The organism is Bradyrhizobium sp. MI1.4, from assembly GCF_055811315.1.
In genome coordinates this window covers 36,275-60,298 of record NZ_JBVVPP010000045.1, presented here as the reverse complement: position 1 = coordinate 60,298, position 24,024 = coordinate 36,275, and the positions used below count along the sequence as shown (strand labels likewise).

Sequence of the window (24,024 nt, the reverse complement as noted above, 5' to 3'; positions counted from 1 at the left end):
GTGCCAGCCGGCACCCGGCCTTCCCTGCGCCCTCTTGGACAAGAGGGTGAAGCGACGAAGCAAAGCTCGGGCGAAACGCGCCGCGAGGACGCGAAGGCATGTCTGCAAGTTGAACCTGAATTGGAGGACGGCGATGCTGCCCTTTGCTCCGTCATTGCGATCGCAGCGAGCGATCCAGAAATGCATCCGTGGAAAATGTCTGGATTGCTTCGCCGCAAGAGCTCCTCGCAATGACGACGTGGAGGCAGTTTCGCTGATCGCGCTAGGCTTCCGGCATCACCGTCCCGCTGGTGCAGACATCGCGCCGTTGGAATAGCGGGACCAGTCGGGCCCGGTCGGCTGCGACGGCCAGAGCGCGGCGTTGGAGTCGCGCACCGACTGGGTGATGGGATGGGGCTGCGCCTTGCGGACATGACGGCGGTCGTTCGCCGCGGCAGTCTGGATGGTGGCGGCGGCAATCAGCGTCGCGCCGAGAATGATGAAAGTCTTTTGCATTGTTTCTTTCTCCCGTGACGACGCCCGGCTGTGAGATGTGTGTTTTGTGTGTCGCCGTCGCGGCTGACATGGCGACGCGCCCGGCCGATATCACCGCTCGCGACATCACATTGGGGCGAGCCAATTTTCTAGCCTCGGCTAAATATTCGGCAATCGCGACCGGTGGCACCGGTGGACTTGCCTGCTCCAATCCGGTTCAATGGGCCAAATCTGGTTTTCAGGCGACAATGATGTCGAAATATCTGCTGGTCCTTCTGCTGATCGCCTCGCCGGCCGTGGCGCAGGTCAAGCTGACCCCAAAAACATCGGCGGCGCATCCGGACCCCTGCGCGCCGATCGGGCGGACCGCGGACGGCAAGCTGGTCTACTCCATGAAATGCGAGAATTTGCCTGTGCCGCCTCCGTCGCCGCAGGCGGAACTGAGGGAGGCGCCGCAGCCCGCCGCCGAGCCGGAGCCCGAGACGCGGCGGAGTGGCGTTTTCGGCTGGTCCTACGACCGCAGGTAACGGGCCGCGCCCCTTGCGCGAAGCCCGACGGAGTGCTCTTTGCCTGAAAATTCCCCGTGGGGCCACCGCCCCCGATCCAGAGAGATGAGATGACCAAACTCGTTATCCGCGCCGGCGACTTCACCTTCGATGCTCGTTTCGAGGAGCAAGCGGCCCCGAAGACTGTCGCCGCGTTCCGCAAGGCGCTGCCGTTCGAAAGCCATATCATCCACGTGCGCTGGAGCGGCGAGGGGGTGTGGATGCCGCTCGGCGACCTCGATTTCGGTGTGGGCTACGAGAATCACACCAGCTATCCCGCGCCCGGCCAGATCATCCTCTATCCCGGCGGCATCAGCGAGACCGAGATCCTGATGGCGTATGGCGGCGTGCACTTCGCGAGCAAGATGGGCCAGCTCGCCGGCAACCATTTCATCACGTTGACCTCCGGCTTGGAGAATCTGGCGACGCTCGGCAAGAGCGTGCTGTGGAAGGGCGCGCTGCCGATCCGCTTCGAGGAAGTCTGAGTGACTGGTGCCCGCTACCCGCGCGATCTCCGCGGTTACGGCCGCAACCCGCCGCACCCGCAATGGCCCGGCAACGCGCGGGTCGCGGTGCAGTTCGTCGTCAATTTCGAGGAGGGCGGCGAAAACAACATCCTGCATGGCGACCCGGCCTCGGAAGCGTTTCTGTCCGACGTGCTCGGCGCACAGCCTTGGCCCGGCCAGCGCCACGCCAATATCGAATCGATGTTCGAATATGGCTCGCGCGCCGGCTTCTGGCGGCTCTGGCGGATGTTCAGCGAGCGGAAGTGGCCGACTACCGTGTTCGGCGTCGCCACAGCGCTGAAGCGCAATCCGGAAATCGTAGCTGCCATGAAGGAAGCGGGCTGGGACATCGCCAGCCACAGCCTGAAGTGGATCGAGCACAAGGACATGACCGAGGCGCAGGAGCGCGCGGAGATCGCGGAAGCGATCCGCGTCCACACTGCGGCGACCGGCTCGCGGCCGCTCGGCTGGTACACCGGACGCTCCTCGATCAACACCAACCGTCTGTTGATGGAGGAGGGCGGCTTCCTCTATCTCTGCGATTCCTACGCCGACGATCTGCCCTATTGGGTCAAGGGCGCCAGCGGCAAGCAGCTCATCATTCCCTATACGCTTGACGCCAACGACATGCGCTTCATCAATCCGCAAGGCTTTGCCGAAGGCGAGCAGTTCTTCACCTATCTGAAGGATGCTTTCGACGTGCTCTATGCCGAAGGCGAGAGCGCGCCGAAGATGATGTCGGTCGGCCTGCATTGTCGTCTCGCCGGCCGCCCCGGCCGCGCGGCGGGGCTGATCCGCTTCCTCGACTACATCGGCAAGCACGACCGCGTCTGGGTGCCGACACGGTTGCAGATCGCCCAGCATTGGCACGACAAGCATGCGGGCCTTGCCGACGATGCTTTCGAGATCGGATAGGGCAGCAATGTCACAGATCGCCTTGTCTGATCTCAATGCCGCGAGCTTCGATGATTTCGTGGCCGTACTTGAAAACGTGGTCGAGTACTCGCCTTGGATTGCCCAAGAAGCGGCGGCGCGCCGTCCGTTTGCCGGCATCAATTCACTGCTCGACGCGATCAAGGCGGCGATCGCTAGCGCTGAGCCCGAGGTGCAGCTGGCGTTGATACGCGCGCATCCCGACCTCGCGAACAAGACCCAGCGCGCAGCGGGACTCACGCCTGACTCGACTGCCGAGCAGAGCAGCGCTGGTCTAGACCGTCTGTCGGACACCGAATATGCGGCCTTCGAGCGGGCGAACAATGCGTATCGCGAAAAATTCGGTATCCCCTATATCGTCTGTGCGCGCCGGCACACCAAGGACTCCATTCTGCGTGACTTCGAGTCGCGACTGCAGAACATTGCCAAGACCGAGACACGCCGCGCGCTCGAGGAAATCTCCCGCATCGCTGCGCTGCGGCTGGACCAGCTCGTCAGTGCTGACGACAAGCTGAAAGTGCACGGCCGGCTCTCGACCCATGTGCTGGACAACCACGCCGGCAAGCCCGCATCGGGCATTCCGGTCGAGCTGGTCGAGCTCGCGAATCTCGGCGAGAGCCGCGTGATAGCGCGCGCGGTGACCAATGCGGACGGCCGCACCGACCAGCCGCTGATCGGCGGCCGGCCGCTGCCGATCGGCCGCTACGAGCTCCGGTTTAGCGTCGCCAAATATTACGCCGAGCGCAACGTGCAGCTCACCGACCCGCCGTTCCTCGACGAGATCCCGCTACGCTTTGCGATCAGCGAGCCGGAAAGCCACTACCACGTGCCGCTGCTCGTCACGCCGTGGAGCTATTCAACCTATCGCGGCAGTTAATTGCCGAACTTCTCGTGCAGCGCCGGAAACAGCCGGTCCGGCTTGTAGGGCGGCGCCGTGAAGCGGATGCCGGTGGCATCGGCAATCGCGTTGCCGAGCGCGGCGGCGACCGGATTGTACGGACTCTCGCTCATCGACTTCGCCCCCAGCGGGCCGATCGTGTCGGAGGTCTCGGCGAAGAAGACCTCGGTGCGGGGGACATCGGCGAAAGAGGGCAGGTGATAGTCGCGAAATTTGGGGTTGGCGACGCGGCCGTCCGCGTCGATCACCATCTCCTCGTAGAGCGCGGCACCGAGCGCCTGCGCGACACCGCCTTCGACCTGGCCGCGGCATTGCATGGGATTGGCGACGACGCCGGCGTCCGCCGCATGCACGCTCCTGAGAATCCGGAGCTCGCCGGTGCCCTTGTTCACGGCGACGCGAAAGCCCTGCACGTTGAAGCCGACCGAACGCGGCGTCCCGCCGGAATTGCCGGCGCCTGCCAACGGCTGTCCGCGCTCGCGCGCGAGCTTTGCCAGCTCGACAAAGGACATGCGCCGTACGCCACTGACGACGGCCTCGCTCTCGAGCGTGCAGCTGCCGACGTCGCAGAGCCATGCGCCGGCGGCGGCCGCCTTCAGCTCGGTTGCGAGCTGCACGGCTGCCGCATGCGTCGCCTTCCCGGCGACGAACATGCCGGCGCTGCCATAGGCGCCGGTGTCGTGGCCGCCATGGGCGGTGTCGGACTGGCGCAGGCGGATCCGGTCGACGGTGGTCGCAAGCGTGGTCGCCGCGATCTGCCGGTGCACGGTGCTGGTGCCGTTGCCGAATTCAGCGGTGCCGACGGTGAGGTCGAAGCTGGCGTCGTCGTTGAGGGTGACCATCGCATCCGCGAGATGGCCCGCCGGGGGCACCGTGTCGATCATGGTCAGCGCGACGCCGTCGCCGATCAGCCACTCCGGCGACAGGTCCGGCTGCGGGCCATCGGCCTGCATCGCGCGCTCGACGAGGTCGAGGCACTGGTCGAGCCCGTAGGAGCCGTAGAGCACGTCGTGGAATTCCGACGGCGGTGGCGACAGCATGGGGTCGCCGGGCTTGACGACGTTGCGCCGCCGCATCTCGTAAGGGCTGATGCCGAGCTGCTTGGCCAGTTCGTCGATCGCGGCCTCGACCGCGATCAGTGTTTGCGGCAAGCCATAGCCGCGAAAGGCGCCTGCCGGTACCGTATTGGTGTAGACCGCGTAGCCGTCGACCCGCTTGTTCGGGCAATTGTAGACGCTGATGGATTCGGCCAGCGAGTGGAACATCACGGGTCCGGCGTGATTGCCGTAGGCGCCGGTGTTGGAGAGGACGTCGAGCTGAAGCGCGGTGAGCTTGCCGTCCGCGTCGGCACCGGCCTTGACGTGGACCCGCATCGGGTGCCGCGTCGACGTCGCGACGAACTGCTCCTCGCGGGTGAGCTCCAGCTTCACCGACCGTCCGGTCTTGAGCGCGGCGAGCGCCAGAATGTCCTCGACGAACATCTCCTGCTTGCCTCCAAAGCCGCCGCCGACGCGCTCGCAGAAGACGCGAACCTTGTCCATGGGAAGCTCGAAGATATCAGACAGCGCGCGCCGGGTCAGGAACGGCACCTGCGTCGAGGTGCGAACGTTGAGCACGCCGGAAGCATCGCGCCAGGCGAGGCCGCCATGGGTTTCCAGCGCGGCATGCTGCACACGATGGCTATGGAAGGTGCCCTCGAAGGTGACGGCGGATGTCGCGAGCGCAGCCGCCACGTCGCCGAATTCGCCATGCATCTCCGCAGCGAGATTGCGCTGGGCGTCGGCGACGCGGTTCGCGGTAGTGCGATCGGGATGAATGACGGGTGCACCCGGCGCCATCGCCTGCTCCGGATCGACCAGCGCGGGCAAAATCTCGTAACTGACCTTCAGCCGGCGGCATGCGTCCTCCGCGGCGGCTTCGCTGTCTGCGACGACGGCGGCGACCTTCTGGCCGATGAAGCGGACGATTTCGTCGAGAACACGAGTGTCCTCGGGATCCATCCAGTCCTTCTCATGCCGCGCGGTCGAGATCAGGATGGTGGGCGCATCCTCATGCGTCAGCACCGCGTGCACGCCGGGAACGTTCAGTGCTTCCGACTTGTCGATCGCGACGATCCTCGCGTGGGCATGGGGCGAACGGAGCAGCTTGATATGCAGCAAGCCGTCAATCTGCGTGTCGAACGTGTAGCGCGCCTTGCCGCGCACGACATCGGGGCCAGCTGGCGCCGGCAGGCTGCGGCCGAATGCGGCGCCAGCCTCGATGCTCTCCTCGATATTGGTCTTGCCGAGCAACGCATCCTCGATCGAACGATACCCGGTGCAGCGGCAGATATTGCCCTTCAGCGCGACGCCGAGATCGGTGCGCTGCGCCTGGTTCAGCGAGGCGCAGGTCAGGATCATGCCGGCGGTGCAGAAGCCGCATTGAAAGCCCTGCGCATCGAGGAAAGCCTGCTGCATCGGGTGCGCGCCGCCGTCTCCGCCCAGACCTTCGATCGTGGTGACGGCGCGACCTTCGGCGCGGAAGGCCGGGATCAGGCAGCTATGCACCGGTTCGCCGTCCAACAGCACGGTGCAGGCGCCGCAATCGCCGGCGTCGCAGCCCTTCTTCACGCCGAAATGGCCGAGCTCGCGCAGGAACGTGCGCAGGCACTGGCCGGCGCGTGGCTCCTGCGGAAACGTCGTGCCATTGACCTCGAAGCTCATGACGACGGTGCTCCGAGGAGTTCGTCGCGGATCTCTTCGGCAAGCCGCAGTGACATGTGCTTGCGCCAGAGCGGCTTGCCGTGGATGTCGGTGTGGTACAGATCGTCCGTAATCTGCTGCGCGATGGCGTCGCGAAGCGCTTTCGTGTCGGGGGCCTCGCGAAAGGACAACCGGATCGGCCGCACCGTCGATGCGGTGACCGTGAGCGCCAGCGTGCCATCGGCATCCAGACTGCCGATCAGGAGCGCCGCCGAGCGGCCGACCGGCGCCAGCGAGATCTGGCGGAAGGCCGTACGACGCTTCAGCGCGGCGATCGGAATATCGATCTGCCGGAGCAGATCCCCCGGCGCCAGAAGGTTACGCTGGTTGCCGGTGACGAAGTCGATGACGGGCATCGTCTGTTCGCCGCCGCCGGCCTTCCAGATGGTGCAGACGCCCTCCAGCGCCGCGGTGAGCGAGATCATCGGTCCCGCCGGCAGCGACATGCAGAGATTGCCGCCGACCGTCGCCGTCTTCCATATCTTGAACGAAGCAAGGAAGGCGCGGCAGCACTGGCTGATCAGCGGTGCCGCGAACCAGTCGGGTGGGCAGGCGAATCCATCGAGCTGCGCAACGGTGCAGGTGGCCGCGATGCTGAAATGGCTCTCGGTGACCGTCAGCGCTGGCCATTTGAGGTCGGTGAGATCGATGAGCCGAGTCAGGTGAACTTGCGGCTCCGAGAACAGCCAGGTGCCGCCCGCGAGCCAAGCATCACCTGGCGTCCAAACGGGCAGCTGCGCGCGCGTTTGCGGATGGGCGACCGCTGTGATGGTATTCAAGTCCATGGCGACGCCAACGCTTCCAACGAGTGAATCGAGCTCGGAGAAAGTCTTGCAAGACGAGCGCCAAGTCGCAACAACAAGTCGCAGCAAAAGCGCAATCGGGCCGGCCCCTGCCTTGCAGGCCTGTCGGGAGCGGATGTGAGGAGGAGCAGATTCATGAGCGACGCAAAGCCGATCTGGATCAGGGATCCCCTGGCTATCCTCGCCGATGGCGCCGAGCGCGGCGTCGTGGTGCGGGACGGCCGAATTGTCGAGCTGGTGCCGGCCGGCGGTGCGCCCGCAACCGCTGACGTCGCGGTGTTCGATGCTGGCGACCACGTCGTGCTGCCCGGCCTCATCAACACCCATCACCATTTTTACCAGACGCTGACGCGGGCACTGCCCGCGGCGATGGACCGCGAGCTGTTTCCCTGGCTCCAGGCGCTCTATCCGGTGTGGGCGAAGCTGACGCCTGATGCGCTCGAGCTCGCTGTCACGGTGGCGATGGCCGAACTGCTGCTGTCGGGCTGCACCACTACGACGGATCATCACTACGTATTTCCGGCAGGGCTCGAAGACGCCGTCGATATCGAGGTGGCGGTGGCCAGGCGGCTCGGTGTGCGCGTGCTGCTCACGCGCGGCTCGATGAACCTGTCGCAGCGCGACGGCGGTCTGCCGCCCGATAGCGTCGTGCAGGATGAGGACACCATCCTCGCGGACAGCGCGCGCGTCGTCGCCAGGCACCACCAGCGCGGCGCGGATGCGATGGTGCAGATCGCGCTCGCACCTTGCTCGCCCTTCTCGGTGTCGACGTCCCTGATGCGCGCCACCGCCGTTCTGGCCGACAAGCTCGACGTGCGCCTGCATACCCATCTTGCCGAGACCGAGGACGAGAACAGATTCTGCCAGGAGATGTATGGCTGCCGTCCGCTCGACTATCTCGAACAATGCGGCTGGCTCAATGCGCGGACGTGGCTCGCCCATGGCATCTTCTTCAATGCAGAAGAGATGAAGCGGCTCGGCAGGGCGAAGACGACGATCAGTCATTGCGCCTGCAGCAACCAACTCCTGGCCTCCGGCTGCTGTCCCGTCTGCGAGATGGAGGAGGCTGGTGTCGGCATCGGCATCGGCGTCGATGGCTCGGCCTCGAACGACGGATCGAACCTGATGCAGGAGGTGCGGGCCGCGTTCCTGCTGCAACGGGCGCGCTACGGGGTGACGAAGGTCAGTCACAAGGATGCGCTGCGCTGGGCCACCAAGGGCTCGGCGGCCTGCGTCGGCCGGCCGGAACTCGGCGAGATCGCCGTCGGGAAGGCGGCAGATCTCGCGCTGTTCAGGCTCGACGAGCTGCGCTTCTCCGGCCATGGCGATCCCTTGGCCGCACTGGTGCTGTGCGGCGCGCATCGGGCCGACAGGGTGATGGTGGCGGGAAAATGGGCCGTGATCGATGGCGCGATCCCCGGTCTTGATGTGGCAGACCTCATCCACCGCCACAGTTCGGCGGCGCGAGCCATGCAGGCGGGATAGTACCTAGGCGAAGATAGAAAGAGGGGGCGACCACAAGTGCCGGGTGCTTCTGGCCACCCCCTCCGAACCTCCTCCGGGAGGAGCAGGTGATTAGGCGATGCAAGAAGCGTGCTACTTGCCCGGCAGCTTGTCGTCGATGCCTTTGACATAGAAATTCATGCCGAGGATCTGGCCGTCGTCGAGATTGGCGCCGCCCTTGCACTCGACCTCCTTGCCGTCCTGCCCAAGGACCGGGCACTTGAACGGATGCAGCTTGCCCGCGGTGATCGCCGCCTGGGCATCCTCGGCGATCTTCTTCACGTCGTCAGGCATGTTGGTGTAGGGCGCCATCGCGAACATGTGGCTATCGAGGCCGCCCCAGCTGTCCTCGGATTTCCAGGTTCCGTCGAGCTCGGCCTTGACCCGGGCGATGTAGTAGGGACCCCAGGTATCGAGGATCGAGGTCAGCTGGGTCTTCGGCCCGAACTTGATCATCTCGGAATCCTGGCCGAAAGCGAGCTTGCCGCGTTCGCTGGCGATCTGCATTGCCGCGGGCGAATCCGTGTGTTGCATGATGATGTCGGCGCCCTGGTCGATCAGCGCCTTGGCGGCGTCGGCCTCCTTGCCCGGGTCGAACCAGGTGTTGGCCCAGATGATCTTGACCTTGATGTTCGGATTGATGGTCTGCGCGGCGAGGATCGTCGCGTTGATGCCGGAGACGACCTCGGGAATTGGGAACGAGCCGATATAGCCGAGCACGCCGGACTTCGACATCTTGGCCGCGATCAGGCCCTGGATGTAGCGGCCCTGGTACCATTTGGCCGAATAGGTCGACATGTTCGGGTTGCGCTTGTATCCGGTCGCATGCTCGAAATGCACGTTCGGATATTTCTTCGCGACCTTGAGCGTCGGATCCATGTAGCCGAACGAGGTGGTGAAGATCAGCTTGTTGCCGGCGCGGACGAGCTGCTCGATCGAGCGTTCGGCGTCGGGGCCCTCAGGCACGTTTTCGAGAAAGGTGGTCTCGATCTTGTCGCCGAGCTCCTTCACCAGCGCCTGGCGTGCCAGCTCATGCTGATAAGTCCAGCCGAGGTCACCGACCGGGCCGAGGTAGATAAATCCGACTTTCAGCTTGTCGGCGGCGGAGGCTGCACTGACGCTCCCGGCAAGCAAGAGCCCGGCAGCCAGCGCAAGAAGTGATTTCCTCATCATCAATCTCCAAACATCAGGGGAAAGCCACGATCCGCACCGTGCGCGCCCCATCGCGCACGCCGCGGAAATGAAACGCTAGCGGTCAGGCACGAACACGGTGCCAAGCGCAGCCGGTGCGGTCGATCCGCCCGTGCGCGCGCGGGAGAGCAGGACCAGGACGATGACGGTCGCAAGGTAAGGCAGCGCCGACATCAACTGCGAGGGAATGCCGACGCCCCAGCCCTGCGCGTGCAGTTGCAGGATCGTCACCGCGCCGAACAGATACGCGCCGACCACGAGGCGGCCCGGCCGCCAGGACGAGAACACCACCAGCGCCAGCGCGATCCAGCCGCGGCCTGCGGTCATGCCCGGAATGAAGAAGGGCGTATAGGCGAGCGGCAGATAAGCGCCGGCAAGTCCTGCGCAGGCGCCGCCGAACATCACCGCTAAGGTGCGGATGCGCAGCACGGGATAGCCGAGCGCATGCGCAGACACGTGGTTGTCGCCGCAGGCGCGCAGGATCAATCCCGGCCGCGTACGGTACAGGAACCACCAGACGCCGATGACCAGCGCCAGCGAGAAATAGACGAAGGCGTCCTCGCCGAACAACACGCGGCCAACCAGCGGAATATCCGTGAGACCGGGAATGTTGAGATGCAGCGCCGGCGTGATGCGCTCGCCGACGAAGCCAGCGCCGATGAGGCCGGAGAGTCCGACACCAAGGATGGTCAGCGCCAGCCCTGTCGCAACCTGATTGACCGCAAGCCCGAGCGCCATCAGTGCGAAGACCAGTGATATCAACGTGCCGGCGACGATGCCGAACAGCGCGCCGATAAAGATCGAGCCGGTCAGCCATGCACCTGCAAAGCCACATGCGGCGCCGACGATCATCATGCCCTCGACGCCGAGATTGAGCACGCCGGAGCGTTCGGTTACGAGTTCGCCGGTCGCCGCGATCAGGAGCGGCGTCGAGGCGGCGAGCACCGCGAGGATGATGGCTTCAATGAGTTCCACAAGCCACCTGTCGGTTCGGGAAAACCAGCTTGAAGCGGTAGAGGATGAGGGAATCGCAGGCGAGCACGTAGAACAGCAGGATGCCCTGAAAAACCTTTGTCACGTCCAACGGGATCTTCATCGCGATCTGCGCCTGCTCGCCGCCGATAAAGGTCAACGCGAGAAAAAGGCCTGCAATTAATATTCCAAGGGGGTTCAACCGGCCGAGAAAGGCGACGATGATCGCCGTAAAGCCGTAACCCGGCGAGATGCCGGGCTGGAGATGTCCGACCGGACCTGCAACCTCGATGATGCCGGCGAGGCCTGCCAGCGCGCCCGAGACGGCGAAGGTCAGGATGATCAACTGGTTGGAATTGAAGCCGCCGAACCGCGCGGCGCGCGGCGCCGCACCGACCACGCGAATCTCGAATCCCTTGATGGTGCGCCCGAGCAGGATCGCCACCGCCGCGACAACGAGAAGGGCGATGATCGAGCCGAGATGCAGCCGGCCGCCTTCGATCAGCAGCGGTACCGTTGCGACCGGATCGAACTCGGCGGTGGTCGGGAAGTTGAAACCGTGTGGATCGCGCCAGGGGCCGCGCACGAGATAGTCGAGGAAGAGATCGGCGACATACACCAGCATCAGGCTAGTCAGGATTTCGCTGGCGCCGAACTTCACCTTGCAGATTGCCGGGATCAGTGCGTAGAGCGCGCCTGCGGCGGCGGCGAGCACGAGCATGACCGACAGCACCCAGACGCCGGCGTCGGTGCCCTGCGTCTTCACCGCAATCCAGCTTCCGGCGACGGCACCAAGCAGGAACTGGCCTTCGGCGCCGATGTTCCAGGCATTGGCGAGATAGCAGAGCGATAGTCCGATCGCGATCATCACCAGCGGAGTCGCCTTCACCGCGATTTCCTGGAGCGAATAGCTGTCGGTCAAAGGCGCGACGAAATAGGCGTGCAGCGCGAGCAGCGGATTCTTGCCAAGGATCGCGAACAGGATGACCATGGTCACGATCGTGAGGCCGATCGCGATCAGCGGCGAGATCAGCGCGATCGTGTTGGAGCGTTCGGCGCGCTTCTCAAGCACCAACTGCATGCGCGGCCTCCTTCGGCTCCAGCGTGCTGCCGCCCATCAACAGGCCTAGTTTTTCGCGCGTCGCCTCGCTGGTGGCGAGCGGTGCGGACAGATGGCCATGGAACATCACGGCGATGCGGTCGGCGATTTCCGCCAGCTCGTCGAGGTCCTGGCTGGTGACGAGCACGGCGGCGCCTGCGGTTGCGAGATCAAGCAGCGCCTGTCGGATGACGGCGGCAGCGCCAGCGTCGACGCCCCAGGTCGGCTGGCTCACCACCAGCACCGCGGGATTGCGCAGGATCTCGCGTCCAACGATGAATTTCTGCAGATTGCCGCCGGAGAGGGATGCTGCTTCCGGATCGCGCTTGGTCTTGCGGACGTCGAAGGTCTCGGTTGCGCGGTCAACCGTCTTCAGGGTGGCGGCAGTATCGATGAAGCCGTGATGGACCATGCCGCTGGCGGCGTGCCCGGTGAGAAGCGCATTCTCGGAAAGCTTCATGCGCGGCGCGGTGCCGTGGCCGAGCCGCTCCTCGGGAACGAATGCCGCGCCGAGCTTGCGGCGCTGCGTGATCGAGAGATGGCCGGCAGCAAGGCCTTCGATGACGATCGTGCCGGGATCCTTCGACAGGCGTTCGCCGGACAGCGCGGCGAAAAGTTCGTCCTGGCCGTTGCCGGCGACCCCGGCGATGCCGAGGATCTCGCCGCCTTTCAGCTCGAACGAGATGTGCTCGAGCCGCACGCCATGCGCCTCGCCAGGGGCGAGCGAGAGGTCGTTGACGACGAGACGCGGCACCGTGGTCTGGCGGCCGGCGGCCGCCTTCACCTCCTTGATCTCACCGCCGACCATCATGCGCGCCAGCGAAGCGGCGGTCTCAAGCCTGGGATTGCAGGTCTCCACCTTTTTGCCGCCGCGAAGGATCGTTGCCGTGTCGCACAAGCGCTTTACCTCTTCGAGCTTGTGGCTGATATAAAGGATGGCGCGACCTTCGGCCTTGAGCCGCTCCAGCACGATGAAGAGCTGGTCGGCTTCCTGTGGCGTCAGCACCGCGGTGGGCTCGTCAAGGATCAGGAATTGTGGATCCTGCATGAGCGCGCGAACGATCTCAATGCGCTGGCGTTCGCCGACCGACAATTGCCAGACCTCGCGTTTGGGATCGAGCGGCAGACCATAAGTCTTCGACACCTGCTCAAGCCGCGCCGACATGTCCTTGAAGGATTCTCTTCCGTCGAGGCCGAGCGCGACGTTCTCGGCGACGGTGAGATTGTCGAACAACGAGAAATGCTGGAACACCATGCCGATGCCGCGGCTGCGCGCTTCCGAGGGACCGGACAGCACGATCGGCTGGCCCTGCCAGAAAATCTGGCCAGCGCTGGGCTGGATCAGCCCGTAGATCGCCTTGACCAGCGTCGACTTGCCGGCGCCGTTCTCGCCCAGCAGTGCGTGGATTTCCGTTGGCCAGATATCGATGTCGATGGCATCGTTGGCGAGGAAATCGCCATAGCGCTTGGTGAGCCCGACCGTCCTGAGGAGCGGGGACTCGCCGGAATGCAGGCTCTTAGCCGTGGGATCCAACATTCGCTGATGCGCTTGCATGGGGTGAAGTGCCTCAATACTGGGCTAGTTTGAACCGCCGCGTAAGGTGTGAAAAAGCGTCATCCCTTGCTCAACGCTTCGGCAGGCAGGAGGTGTCGGCGAGTCTCGGCTCTCGCCGGCGGCGATCGTCCTCAGACACCTTCCGAGCAGCCTTTGCAGTCCCGGCTTGCGTGTGACGCCTGTTGCAAATTTGTGACGGCTCAAGCCAAATCGGAACCCGCTATGCAGGCTTGGCGTGAAGTTAAGCAGAGACGCGCCAGCACGCGTATGCATTTGCGAACACCGCGACAGTAGCTTCCACCCATCTTGTTTGCCTTGTCCGGTCGACATGAAAAGGCGAACGAAATCAAACGGGGATATCCGGCAATGGGTCGCTCTCGGCCGACGGCGTGGCGGTGAGGTTGGCCTTCCAAATCGGCCGGTGAAACGCCGCGCCCTGTGCAAACAAGCGGCATGCCTTGAAACAAGTTGAGGCTTCTCACTCCGGGAGATCGGCGCAAGTGTCGCACCCAAGGGACGTTCATTTTTACGTGTCCAAACTTGGGGGTATTCAGGATGTCGTTTCGTTTCAAGGCAATTGCTGCAGGCGCGCTGTCACTTGCTATAGTTGCTACCGGTGGCCTGGCTCAGGCGGCGGATCTGCCGGTCAAGGCTGCCAAGAAGGCGGCCGACCTTCCGTTCTTCCTGGTGATCGACGACCGCGTCACCTTCTCCTACATCTTCGATGCCTCGCAGCCCGGAGCGTTCACCAACACCAACGGTGTGATCAACGCCAAGACGACGAAGCAGGTGTACTCCTTCACCCACTTCGATGCCTGGACTTACGGCACGAACTTTTTCACCATCTCGATGTTCAAGTCGGACCACAACGATCCGGCAGGCCCCTGCACCGCCACAGGCGTGGTCGTGTCGCCGGCTGCGGGCTTCGCAGCGACGCCGACGAGCTGTGCCGGCGCGACAGAAATCTACGGTCTTTTCCGCTCGACCTTCGGCTGGAACGAGATCTTCAACACCAAGGCCTTCACTCAGGGCCCGCTGCATAACATCTCGTTCGAGGTTGGCATGGATGCCAACACGGAGAACCGGTATTTCGGCGCCGCCAAGCGCGACGTTGTCGCGGGTCTGCAGTTTGCCTTCGATCTTCCCTATAAGGGCTACTTCAACGTCGCGCCGCTGGTGTATTGGGAGTTCGCCAACCACAACTCCTTCTCGCAGTGCGGCGCCGGTTGGTCCGCTCCGTGTATTGCCGACGGCAACACGTCGTTCAAGCCGACCTGGGCGATCGAAACCAATTACTATATGGACCTCGGCTTCCTGCCGCAGAACATGCAGTATTTCTCGATCAGCGGCCGCGCGGCGTGGTACGGCAAGAAGGGCACCGACACTGAGCCGCTTCCCGCCAGCGTCGCCAACGGCGTCTATCCCACCAAGGTCGAGTTCAACTCCGAGCCGATCCGCCTGACCCTCGATGCCTCGAAGGCGGTGTGGGGTGAGAAGTACTCGCACTTCGTCGACGTCTGGGTCGCTTATCGCTATTGGCAGAACAAGTTCGGCCTCGATCACAACAACGCCGTGGCCTGCACTACTTTGGCCGGTGGCGCGAGGGTGAGCACCGGCTCCTGCACCGAGTCCTCGCTCTACTCCGGTGTCACTGTGAAATTCTAGCCACCTGACACGCTTCAGGTGAACGACGATGGCGCCGCGTCAAACCTCCGCGGCGTCATCTTCGTTTGTGGGCAGGACGGTAGGGGATGAGCCGTAGGCGCAATCCGCTCTACGAAATTGAATTGGTGTTTGCTACTTCGTCCACACGCCGTCGTGCAGCGCTTCGGCCTCGTCTTCGAGCAGCGGCCCCGCAACCTCTGTCGGCCGCTGGCCGCTGGCAAAGACTTCGCGACAGGGCAAGTCGAGCGTCGGATTCTCCGGATGATCGCCGGTGATGCCGCGCAGGCGGTGCTCGCTGAGGCCATAGACGACACGGCCGATGCCGGCCCAGTAGATCGCGCCGGCGCACATCGCGCAGGGCTCGGCGGAGGAATAGAGCGTGGCTCTCGCCAACACCTCGCGGCCAAGCGTGCGGCAGGCCTGCGTGGCGGCGAGGCGCTCGGCATGCGCGGTGCCGTCGTGATCCGGCATGTAGCCGTTCTCAGCCTCGATCAGGACCTTGCCCTCGGCATCGACCACGATGCAGCCGAAGGGATGGTTGCCGTGCGTGAGGGAACGGCGGGCGACCGCGAAGGAAAGGCGAAGGAAGTGCTCGTCACGCTCGGACCCGCCGCTCATCGCTCTTCCCTGGTCAATGCCCCGCCATGTGCCGGCCGACCACGGTGAGATCGGCTTCGCTGGTCCGTGCTTCATACACGAATTCGCCGTGGAACATCACCACCAGCCGATCGGAGAGTTCAAGGAGTTCGTCGAGGTCCTCGCTGACCAACAGCACCGCGGCGCCGCGGTTGCGCGCGGCCATGATCTCGGCATGGATTTGCGCCACCGCCGCGAAATCGAGCCCGAAGCAGGGATTGGCCGCGATCAGCACCTCGACGTCGCCGCCGAGCTCACGGGCCAGCACGGCGCGCTGGACATTGCCGCCCGACAGCGCCGAGATCGGCGTGTCGGGCGTGCGGGTCTTGATCTTGTACTGGGCGATCTTCTTCCGCGCGTCGACGCGGAAGGCACCGCGGTTGAGCCACCAGCCGAGGCTAGCGAAAGGCGCGCGGTCGAATTCGCGGAAGGCGATGTTGTCGGCGACGCTCATGCCGCCGACACAGGCGTTCTTCAGCGGCTCCTCCGGCAGGAGTGACATATTGTGCCGCCGCATCTCCTCGCGGCTGGCGTGATAGGGATCGCCGGCGACGCGGATCTCGCCACTCTCAGCCCCGCGCTGCCCGGCCAGCACCTCGACGAGCTGGCGCTGGCCGTTGCCGGAGACGCCGGCGATGCCGACGATCTCGCCGGCACGGACCGTAAGGGAGACGTCGTGCACGGCGATGGCGCCGGCGTCGTCGCGCGCGCGCATCTTCGCCAGCTCCAGCCTCGCCTTGCCGGCCTCACCGGTGCGCGGCGGCTGTAGCGTCAGCTCCTCGGCGCCGATCATGGTGCGCGCCATGGCGTCCGGCGTCAGTTCGGACACCTTGCCGGCGCCGGCGAGCTTGCCGCGGCGCAGGATCGTGACGTCGTCGGCGAAGGCCATGACCTCGCGGAACTTGTGCGTGATCATCAGGATGGTCAGCTCGCCCTTGACGACCATGTCGCGGAGCATGCCAAGCACCTCGTCGGCTTCCGCCGGGGTCAGCACCGAGGTCGGCTCGTCCAGGATCAGGAAGCGACGCTTCAGGTAGAGCTGCTTGAGGATCTCGCATTTCTGGCGCTCGCCCGCGGAGATGTCGGAGACCTTTGCGCTGAGCGGTACCTTGAATGGCATGCGCGCGAGAAAGGCCTCGAGCTCCTTCATCTCTTTCGGCCAGTTCACGACAGCCGGCACGTCATCGCGCGCCAGCACCAGATTTTCGGCGACCGTCATCGCCGGCACTAGCGTGAAATGCTGGTAGACCATGCCGAGGCCGAGGGCGTGGGCGTCCTTCGGATTGCCGATCGCCTGCTCGCGCCCGCCGACGAGAATGTCACCCTCGGTGGCGTGGTAATAGCCCATAATGCATTTGACGAGCGTCGACTTGCCGGCGCCGTTCTCGCCGAGCAGCGCATGGAACGAACCCGGCCGCACTTTCAGCGCGACATTGTCCAGCGCCAGGAAATCACCGAAACGCATGCTCATGGCGATGGCATCGACGCCGAAGGCGCCCGATGGCGGCGACGTTTCGCCGACGATCACGAAATCGCTCCGATGAAGGCGTCGGCGGTCGAGACCGCGCCAAACACGCCACCCTGCATTTTGATCATCTTCAGCGCGTGCTCGTGGTTGCTCTTGTCGGTCGCACCGCAGCAGTCATGCAACAGCACGCATTCGAAGCCGCGGTCGTTGGCCTCTCGCATGGTGGTGTGAACGCAGACGTCGGTGGTGATCCCAGTGAGCACGATGTTCTCGATGCCGCGCACGCGCAGGATCAGCTCCAGATCGGTGGCGCAGAACGAACCCTTGCCGGGCTTGTCGATGATGGGTTCGCCGGGCAGCGGCGCGAGCTCGGGGATGATGTCCCACCCGGGCTCGCCGCGCACCAGGATCCGGCCGCATGGGCCGGGATCGCCGATGCCGGCGCCGATCTGCCGGGAACGCCAGCGCTTGTTGGCAGGAAGATCAGAGAGATCGGGACGGTGGCCTTCGCGGGTATGGATGATGTGAAAGCCTTGAGCGCGCATTGCCGTCAGCAGTTTCTTGATCGGCTCGATCGGCGCCCGCGTCAGTGAGAGATCATAGCCCATCTTGTCCACATAGCCGCCGACGCCACAGAAATCGGTCTGCATGTCGATGATGATGAGCGCGGTGTTCTCGGGGCGCAGATCGCCGTTATAGGGCCATGCATAGGGTTCGGACTTGATGGTGCGCTCGGGCATGATTTCGCTCTCTAGCGGGTGATCGACAATTCGGCCGGGGCTCCGGTCAACGTGCGTTTCGGCGAGCAGGTGATGATCATGATCGCCAGCGTCAGGAGGTAGGGGGCTGCGTTGAAGAGGTGGTAGCCGGAGGTGACGCCGACCGATTGCAACGCGGGTCCCAGCGCTGCGGCGCCACCGAAAGCGAGCGAGGCCCAGAGACACAGCAAGGGGTCCCAGCGCGCGAAGATCACGAGCGCCACGGCCGTGATGCCCTGGCCCGAGGACAGGCCCTCGTTCCAGCTTCCGGGATAGAACAGCGACAGAAAGGAGCCACCGATGCCGGCGAGGAAGCCGCCGACCATGGTCGCGCGCAAGCGGATCAACAGCACGGAGTGGCCCATCGCACGCGCGGCGTCCGAACTCTCGCCGGCGGTGCGGATCAGGAGGCCCCAGCGCGTGGTCCGGAAGGCCCAGTAGAGAGTTGGGGCGAGCGCGACACCAATCAGGAACAACACGTTGACCCGTAGTGCCGCGCGCACCTGTTGAATGTCGCTCCACCAGCCGAAATCGATCGCGGGCAGCCGCGGCGCGGTGGGCTCGATCAGCGGCTTGCCGAGATAGAAGGCAAGCCCGGTGCCGAACAGCATCAAGGCGATGCCAACCGCAATGTCGTTGACGCGCGGCAACGAGCAGATGCCGGCATGCAGCGCGCCCAGAAGCGCGCCGGTGATGCCAGCGGCGAGCACGCCGAGCCACGGCGATCCCGTAAGGTAGGAAATCCCGTAGGCGCTCATCGCGCCCATTACCAGCGTGCCTTCGAGGCCGAGATTGATGCGGCCGGAGCGCTCGGTGATGCATTCGCCCAGGCTCACGAACAGGAACGGGGTCGAGACTCGAATGGCGCCGCCGAGCACGGCGAGCGGGACGGTCCAGAGTCCGATCGAGCCGTCTGCCATCTCAGGACTTTCCCTTCAGAAACCCGATGCGGCCGTAGAGCGCATCGCTGGCCAGCACGAAGACGAAGATGATGCCTTGCAGCACCAGCACGGATGCATCCGGCAGTCCGAGGCGGCGCTGCAACAGCCCGCCGCTGGCGCTGATACCACCGAGCAGGATCGCGACGGGGATAATGGCGAGCGGATTTTGCCGCGCCAGGAAGGCGACGAGAATCCCTGTGAAGCCGTAGCCTGCGGCGAGATTCGCGTTGGTGCGCCCCTGCACCGCGGCGACCTCGACCATGCCTGCAAGGCCCGCGGCGCCGCCGGCGAGGAAGCAGACGATCAGGATCAGCTTGCTGACATTGAGACCGACGATCTTCGCAGCGCGGATGTTGCCGCCGGCAACACGCGCGGCGAAGCCAAACACAGTGTGATAGATCAGGATATAGGCGGCGAACGCGGCGATCAGGCCGAACACGAGACCCCAATGCACATCCGTGCCGGGGATCGATCCGATCATGTTGGCCGCGCCGATCTCGCGGGTCGACGGCTTGTTCAGGCTGCCGGGGTCGCGCATTGCGCCTTCGACGAGATGGTTGAGGACCGCGAGCGCGATATAGACGAGCAGCAGGCTCGAGATTGTTTCGTTGACGCCGCGATATTGCCGTAGCGCGCCCGAAAGCATGACCCAGAGGCCGCCGCCGATCACGCCGGCGACGACCATGGCGATCTGCACGATGAGTGGCGGCATGCCCTGAAGCACCAGTGCTGCGCTGGTTGCCGACAGCGCGCCGATCAGGAGTGCGCCTTCGCCGCCGATGATAACCATGCCGAGCTGCGCGGGCAGCGCCGTGCAGAGTGCGGTAAGGATCAGCGGCGCCGCGCGCGTCAACGTGTTCTGCCATGAGAACCAGGTGCCGAACGCGCCGTAGTACATGTAGAAATAGAGGTCGAGCGGGCTCTTGCCGAACATTGCGACGAAGATGCCGAAGACCCCGAGCGCGCCGGCCAGCGCCGCGCCCGGGATCAGGATATATTCGATCGCTCCGCCGTGACGCTGGAGGAATCCCGGATCGGCGGCCGGGGCAACGGTCCCGACCGCTTCAGCGAGATCTGCAGCTTCCGTCGTCACGAAGTCGCCCCGACCACGCCCTCCACGAGATAGTCCATCTTCTCGAGTTCGGGATCCTTCTGGCCGCGATCGGTGCCGGCCGCGATCACCGTCTTGCCCTTGTTATCGACCAGCCCTCCCTTGAAGATGGCGTAGCCGTCACCGGACAAGAACTTGGCCTTGACGTCGTCGGCGTGCTTGCGCGCCTCGGCGGAGACCGCTTCGCCATAGGGCGAGGTCTTGACGATCTCCTCCTTGAGGCCGCCGCGATAGAAGTTCGGAATGCTCTCGCCGGCGGCGATCATCTTGACGAACTTGGGGTACAGCGCTTCCCAGTTCCACTCGGCGCCCGTGAGATACGCTTTTGGCGCGAGCGGCGACTGGTTGACGTGATAGCCGCACACCATGGCGCCCCGACGCGCGGCGTTCTCGACCATGGTCTTCGGACCGTCGACATGGCAGGTCAGTACGTCGACGCCCTGATCGATCAGGCTGTTGGTGGCCTCGGCTTCCTTGACCGGCATCGACCAGTCACCAGTGAAGATCACTTGCGTGGTGGCCTTGGGATTGGCAAGCCTCGCGCCGAGCGCGAAGGCGTTGATGTTGCGCAGCACCTGCGGGATCGGTTTCGCGGCGACGAAGCCGAGCTTGCCGCTCTTGGAGCTATAGCCGGCGACGATGCCCGAGATGTATTGGGCTTCATCGATGTAGCCGAAATAGCTGCCGGCGTTTTTCGGGTCCTTGTCGCTCCACAGGCCGCCGCAGTGCTCGAAGTGCAGCTTCGGGAATTTGTTGGCCATCTTGACCATGTGAGGATTGTAGTAGCCGAACGAGGTCGGGAAGAGCAGGGTGGCGCCGTCGAGATTGATCATGGACTCGATCGTCTTCTCGACCGCGTCGGTCTCCGGCACCTTCTCTTCTTCCACGACTTTGAGGCCGGGAATCTTCTTCAGCGCCGCCGCGCCCTGCGCATGCGCCTGGTTGTAGCCATAGTCGTCCCGCGAGCCGACGTAGATGAATCCGATGGTGGTCTCGGCCGCGAAGGCCGGACGAATGCCCGTCGCCGCACCGAGGGTGACGGCCGCGCCGCCCTGCAACAAATGACGTCGTGAGACCCTGCCAAATTCCATTGCTTGCTCCCCTTGGCGGATGCACCGCCTCATCTCGCGCTGCGCCGGTCTGGCGGAGCCCGGGATAGATTGTCGCAAGCTTCGTGCCAGAGGCTACCGAGGGAGGATTTCCACTTAAGTTATTGAGAGCAATTTGCTATTTTCGGTGATCCGAGCTTGATCAGGAAAGCAGCAGATGAAAATATAGGCAGTATTTTATAATTGTATGCAATGGAGTTAAGCAGTCTTAACCGGCTTGGACATGTGCATGACGAGGGTCGGGTGGTCTGCCGGCAACCGCATTCATGCTAACCACGCGCTGATCGGAACGATGTCGACAGCGTGATTTCGCTGGCACCGAACTTGAATCGATTGCCGCCAGGACCGCCGTCGCCGCGGTCCCAAGAGATGGAAAGCCCGCCGAGATGGCTGCTGGTACCGCCGTTCATAATGGTTCGCTCGGCGAAGAGATCGTGCGAAGAATCAACGAGCTCGCGGCGATCTCGGAAGAAGGCGACAAGCTCACCCGCATCTATCTGACCGGCGAGTTGCGCAAGGCCGCGGACCTCATCCTGAGCTGGATGCGCGACGCCGGCATGAGCGCGCGTCTCGACGCGATCGGCAATGTCTGCGGGCGCTACGAAGGGGAGCGGCCGGGCGCGCCCTGCCTGATGCTCGGCTCGCACTACGACACCGTGCGCGATGCCGGCAAATGGGACGGGCCGTTGGGCGTGATCACGGCGATCGCCTGCGTCGCCGATCTCAACCGCCGCGGCAAGCGCCTGCCGTTCGCGATCGAAATCGTCGGTTTTGCGGATGAGGAAGGGGTGCGCTTTGCCTCGACCCTGCTCGGCAGCCGCGCCGTGGCCGGCACTTTTGACGAAAGCGTCCTCAACACACGCGACAGCGATGGCGTCGCGATGCGCGATGCGTTGGTGCAGTTCGGGCTCGACCCCGATCATATCGGCGCGGCCGCGCGGGCCCGGCGCGAGCTGCTTGCCTATCTCGAGCTGCACATCGAGCAGGGGCCGGTGCTGGAAACGCAAAACCTCCCCGTCGGAGTTGTCACTGCGATCGCGGGCGCGACACGGCTTGCCGCGCGGCTGACCGGCATGGCGGGGCACGCAGGCACGGTGCCGATGGCGCTCCGGCGCGATGCGTTGGCGGGCGCGGCCGAATGCATCGGTGCGATCGAGCAGTTTTGCCGCACCGACGAGGGTGGGCTGGTCGGCACCGTCGGCTACATCCAGGCGAGGCCCGGCGCGACCAACGTCATCCCGGGCGAGGTGTCGTTCACCATCGATATGCGGGCGCCGACCGACATGCACCGCAAGCGCGCGGTCGCCGATGTCGTGAGGCAGATCGAAGCCATCGCAAAGCGCCGCCAATTGACACTTCAGCTCGACGTCACCCACGAGAACCGCACCGCGCCCTGCGCGCCCTGGCTCAAGGAGCAGATCGCGCAGGCGATCAAAGCGGAAGGTTTTTCCGTGTTCGAGCTGCCGAGCGGGGCGGGGCATGACGGCATGGCCATGATCGACATTGCCGACGTCGGCATGATCTTCGTTCGCTGCCGCGGCGGAATCAGCCATCACCCCGACGAGCATGTCGAGCTCGCCGATGCCGACGCCGGCGCGCGAGTGTTGCTGGGGCTGATCGAGAATTTCGGCCGCGGCAAGGGTAAATCGGCTCCTCACGTCACCGGCTAGAGATAAGAATCAGACAGGTCTAGCGTCGTAACGGCGTCCCGCCGGACCACGAGACAACATTCGACGGCGCGTATGAACAGCGGCATCTCTTTTCCATCCCATGGCGAAAACCGATTTTACCAGGGTATGGCGGCGACCTTCGTTGCCAACGCGCTTCAGGCGGTGAACTTTCTCGGTGATCGATTCCTGAGGAAGTCGCATCATCCGTTCACGGCTATCGAGGACCTTTACCGGCACTCGATGGACAGTGCTTTTGCGGTATCTGAGTCCTTTCTCGTTACGGGCGCGCCGCACGCTTCTGCGTACTATCCGCGCGACTTTGCCTGGTTCTATCCCGACATCCTCGACCCCGACACCATCATGGATTCGCTGGATGCGGTTCGCCGGGCTCGTCTGCTCGAAAAGAGCGTCCGCCTGCTGCTGGAAGCGGTTCGCGCCAACGTCGTCACGACGACCATCGTCCCGGCTGGGCGCGCCCGGTATCTCGGCGTGAACTATTTCTCGCGCCCTTCGGATACGCTGCTCGGCATTCTGGCCGGCCTGCGGCAGATGATCTCTGCCGAGGAGAGAGCGTCATCCTATCTGGCGATGTCGCAATGCGTGCATGCCGGTCGCCTGCTGCTGGCCGAATATTGCGGTGATCTGAAGCGCGCGATCCTCCAGCTCGCAAGCGAGCTCGAGCCGTTCAATGATGATGGCTCTACGTATTTGCTGTGCGATGCCAGTGCTCCGCGCTCTGCGGCAACCGACACGCGCGCCGAGCGCAGGCGTTTCGTCACCAATGCCTGCGTCTACACGACCTTCGTGTGGGGCGTGCGGCTCGGGATCATCGACGAGAACGAGCTGAAGCGGCGGCTCGGACGCGACCTGGCGCAGTACAAGAGGGACCTGCTCCGCCTGTTCGGCAAGGGTGGCTATATCAGGCATTCCCTGGATCGCCCCCGAGGCTCGCCGGTGTCCTCGGTCGCGCTGGATTTCGTCAGTGTGCATCGCGGCTTCTGGGATATGAACGAGCCGGCCGAGCGCGCGCTGTTCGCAGCCACGGCGGATCTGATCATTGCGGAGCCGCGCTTTCGCATCCCCGGCACATTCCACTTCCTGGTGTCCGCGGATAATCCGCGGAACAAGATGATCCACAAGATCGCGGCTCCCGCCTATCAGGGACGTTCCTCCTGGCCGACGTTCAACGTCGAATTCGCGGATCGCATGCTGGACTATGATGAATTCTCGTGCAGCGATACCTACCGTTCCTCTGCCCAGGGAATTCTGAAGGACATTCGCACCGCAACCGAAGTCCACGGCGGCTATCAGGAACTGATCTCGGAGCGGGGCCTGAAGTATCGCACCTGGGCCTGCAAGGGTGCCGTGGCCCACTCCTGGTTTCCGCGTTTCCTCTCCGTCTGGAGGAGGGCGCATGGAACGCCGCTCCTCCAGTGGAATGACTGA

The 24,024-nt window shown here is 64.3% G+C and carries 22 protein-coding genes; 9 read left to right on the top strand and 13 right to left on the bottom strand.

The genetic code is table 11. The features are described 5' to 3' along the window. Positions 1 to 234: hypothetical protein (locus AC0L23_RS31355; RefSeq protein WP_473357742.1), on the top strand; the 234-nt coding region annotated here is incomplete at its 5' end. 42 nt (positions 235 to 276) lie between these two features. Here AC0L23_RS31355 and AC0L23_RS31350 read toward each other — a convergent pair. Next, a complete protein-coding gene (locus AC0L23_RS31350; protein ID WP_007612884.1) occupies positions 277 to 495 on the bottom strand; it encodes a hypothetical protein in 219 nt (72 codons plus the stop codon). Positions 496 to 722: 227 nt separating this feature from the next. Between AC0L23_RS31350 and AC0L23_RS31345 the strand changes: the two genes are divergently transcribed. From AC0L23_RS31345 to uraD, 4 genes are all read left to right on the top strand, one after another. Beyond that, entirely contained in the window at positions 723 to 1,001 is a 279-nt protein-coding gene (locus AC0L23_RS31345) for a hypothetical protein (RefSeq protein ID WP_018456703.1), read from the top strand. 89 nt (positions 1,002 to 1,090) lie between these two features. Next, positions 1,091 to 1,504 carry a DUF3830 family protein gene (locus AC0L23_RS31340; RefSeq protein WP_007601448.1) on the top strand — a complete coding sequence of 138 codons (414 nt, stop codon included), beginning with the start codon at positions 1,091 to 1,093 and terminating at the stop codon, positions 1,502 to 1,504. Then, a complete protein-coding gene (puuE, locus tag AC0L23_RS31335) occupies positions 1,505 to 2,440 on the top strand; it encodes an allantoinase PuuE (protein WP_247478459.1) in 936 nt (311 codons plus the stop codon). A 7-nt stretch (positions 2,441 to 2,447) separates the two neighbouring features. After that, positions 2,448 to 3,335: a 2-oxo-4-hydroxy-4-carboxy-5-ureidoimidazoline decarboxylase gene (uraD, locus tag AC0L23_RS31330; protein ID WP_018456700.1), complete on the top strand. Its 888-nt coding sequence runs from the start codon at positions 2,448 to 2,450 to the stop codon at positions 3,333 to 3,335. Here uraD and AC0L23_RS31325 read toward each other — a convergent pair. Both AC0L23_RS31325 and AC0L23_RS31320 read right to left on the bottom strand, forming a co-directional pair. Then, positions 3,332 to 6,058, bottom strand: a complete 2,727-nt coding sequence (locus AC0L23_RS31325) for a molybdopterin-dependent oxidoreductase (protein WP_473357741.1) — start codon at positions 6,056 to 6,058, stop codon at positions 3,332 to 3,334. The genes uraD and AC0L23_RS31325 overlap by 4 nt on opposite strands. After that, positions 6,055 to 6,882, bottom strand: coding sequence for an FAD binding domain-containing protein (locus AC0L23_RS31320; RefSeq protein ID WP_473357740.1), 828 nt, complete (start codon positions 6,880 to 6,882; stop codon positions 6,055 to 6,057). Before AC0L23_RS31320 ends, AC0L23_RS31325 begins: the two co-directional genes overlap by 4 nt. Positions 6,883 to 7,035: 153 nt before the next feature. On the opposite strand from AC0L23_RS31320, the gene AC0L23_RS31315 reads away from it, so the two are divergent. Further along, the gene (locus AC0L23_RS31315; RefSeq protein ID WP_473357739.1) at positions 7,036 to 8,385 is read left to right on the top strand and encodes an 8-oxoguanine deaminase; all 1,350 of its coding nucleotides are present in this window, start codon (positions 7,036 to 7,038) and stop codon (positions 8,383 to 8,385) included. A 111-nt stretch (positions 8,386 to 8,496) separates the two neighbouring features. Here the strand turns inward: AC0L23_RS31315 and AC0L23_RS31310 are convergent, their stop codons facing one another. From AC0L23_RS31310 to AC0L23_RS31295, 4 genes are all read right to left on the bottom strand, one after another. Beyond that, a complete protein-coding gene (locus tag AC0L23_RS31310) occupies positions 8,497 to 9,573 on the bottom strand; it encodes a BMP family ABC transporter substrate-binding protein (RefSeq protein ID WP_473357738.1) in 1,077 nt (358 codons plus the stop codon). 78 nt (positions 9,574 to 9,651) lie between these two features. Next, on the bottom strand, positions 9,652 to 10,569 hold the full coding sequence (locus AC0L23_RS31305) for an ABC transporter permease (protein WP_247297941.1): 918 nt from the start codon (positions 10,567 to 10,569) through the stop codon (positions 9,652 to 9,654). Next, positions 10,556 to 11,647 (bottom strand): ABC transporter permease, encoded by a 1,092-nt coding sequence (locus AC0L23_RS31300; protein WP_473357737.1) that lies wholly within the window; start codon positions 11,645 to 11,647, stop codon positions 10,556 to 10,558. The genes AC0L23_RS31305 and AC0L23_RS31300 overlap by 14 nt, the downstream gene beginning before the upstream one ends. Beyond that, positions 11,631 to 13,202, bottom strand: coding sequence for an ABC transporter ATP-binding protein (locus AC0L23_RS31295; protein ID WP_473357736.1), 1,572 nt, complete (start codon positions 13,200 to 13,202; stop codon positions 11,631 to 11,633). Before AC0L23_RS31295 ends, AC0L23_RS31300 begins: the two co-directional genes overlap by 17 nt. A 573-nt stretch (positions 13,203 to 13,775) precedes the next feature. Between AC0L23_RS31295 and AC0L23_RS31290 the strand changes: the two genes are divergently transcribed. Next, entirely contained in the window at positions 13,776 to 14,885 is a 1,110-nt protein-coding gene (locus AC0L23_RS31290; protein WP_473357735.1) for a hypothetical protein, read from the top strand. Positions 14,886 to 15,017: 132 nt separating this feature from the next. Here AC0L23_RS31290 and AC0L23_RS31285 read toward each other — a convergent pair whose 3' ends face one another. Genes AC0L23_RS31285 through AC0L23_RS31260 form a run of 6 tightly spaced genes read right to left on the bottom strand, consistent with a single transcriptional unit; the run spans position 15,018 to position 20,890 of the window. Then, positions 15,018 to 15,503: a nucleoside deaminase gene (locus AC0L23_RS31285; protein ID WP_085361054.1), complete on the bottom strand. Its 486-nt coding sequence runs from the start codon at positions 15,501 to 15,503 to the stop codon at positions 15,018 to 15,020. Between the two features lie 13 nt (positions 15,504 to 15,516). Then, positions 15,517 to 17,049, bottom strand: coding sequence for an ABC transporter ATP-binding protein (locus tag AC0L23_RS31280; RefSeq protein ID WP_247338204.1), 1,533 nt, complete (start codon positions 17,047 to 17,049; stop codon positions 15,517 to 15,519). Beyond that, complete coding sequence (biuH, locus tag AC0L23_RS31275) at positions 17,046 to 17,729, bottom strand: biuret amidohydrolase (protein ID WP_018456689.1); 684 nt, start codon at positions 17,727 to 17,729, stop codon at positions 17,046 to 17,048. Before biuH ends, AC0L23_RS31280 begins: the two co-directional genes overlap by 4 nt. 11 nt (positions 17,730 to 17,740) lie before the next feature. Further along, the gene (locus AC0L23_RS31270; RefSeq protein WP_247372376.1) at positions 17,741 to 18,667 is read right to left on the bottom strand and encodes an ABC transporter permease; all 927 of its coding nucleotides are present in this window, start codon (positions 18,665 to 18,667) and stop codon (positions 17,741 to 17,743) included. Position 18,668: 1 nt separating this feature from the next. Next, positions 18,669 to 19,781: an ABC transporter permease gene (locus tag AC0L23_RS31265; RefSeq protein WP_247375636.1), complete on the bottom strand. Its 1,113-nt coding sequence runs from the start codon at positions 19,779 to 19,781 to the stop codon at positions 18,669 to 18,671. Next, positions 19,778 to 20,890, bottom strand: coding sequence for a BMP family ABC transporter substrate-binding protein (locus AC0L23_RS31260; RefSeq protein ID WP_247478464.1), 1,113 nt, complete (start codon positions 20,888 to 20,890; stop codon positions 19,778 to 19,780). The genes AC0L23_RS31265 and AC0L23_RS31260 overlap by 4 nt, the downstream gene beginning before the upstream one ends. Before the next feature lie 404 nt (positions 20,891 to 21,294). Here AC0L23_RS31260 and AC0L23_RS31255 point away from each other — a divergent pair, with 404 nt between their 5' ends. Together AC0L23_RS31255 and AC0L23_RS31250 are read left to right on the top strand one after the other, a co-directional pair. Next, positions 21,295 to 22,578, top strand: a complete 1,284-nt coding sequence (locus AC0L23_RS31255) for an allantoate amidohydrolase (RefSeq protein WP_204511914.1) — start codon at positions 21,295 to 21,297, stop codon at positions 22,576 to 22,578. A 72-nt stretch (positions 22,579 to 22,650) separates the two neighbouring features. Next, positions 22,651 to 24,024 carry a hypothetical protein gene (locus tag AC0L23_RS31250; protein WP_473357734.1) on the top strand — a complete coding sequence of 458 codons (1,374 nt, stop codon included), beginning with the start codon at positions 22,651 to 22,653 and terminating at the stop codon, positions 24,022 to 24,024.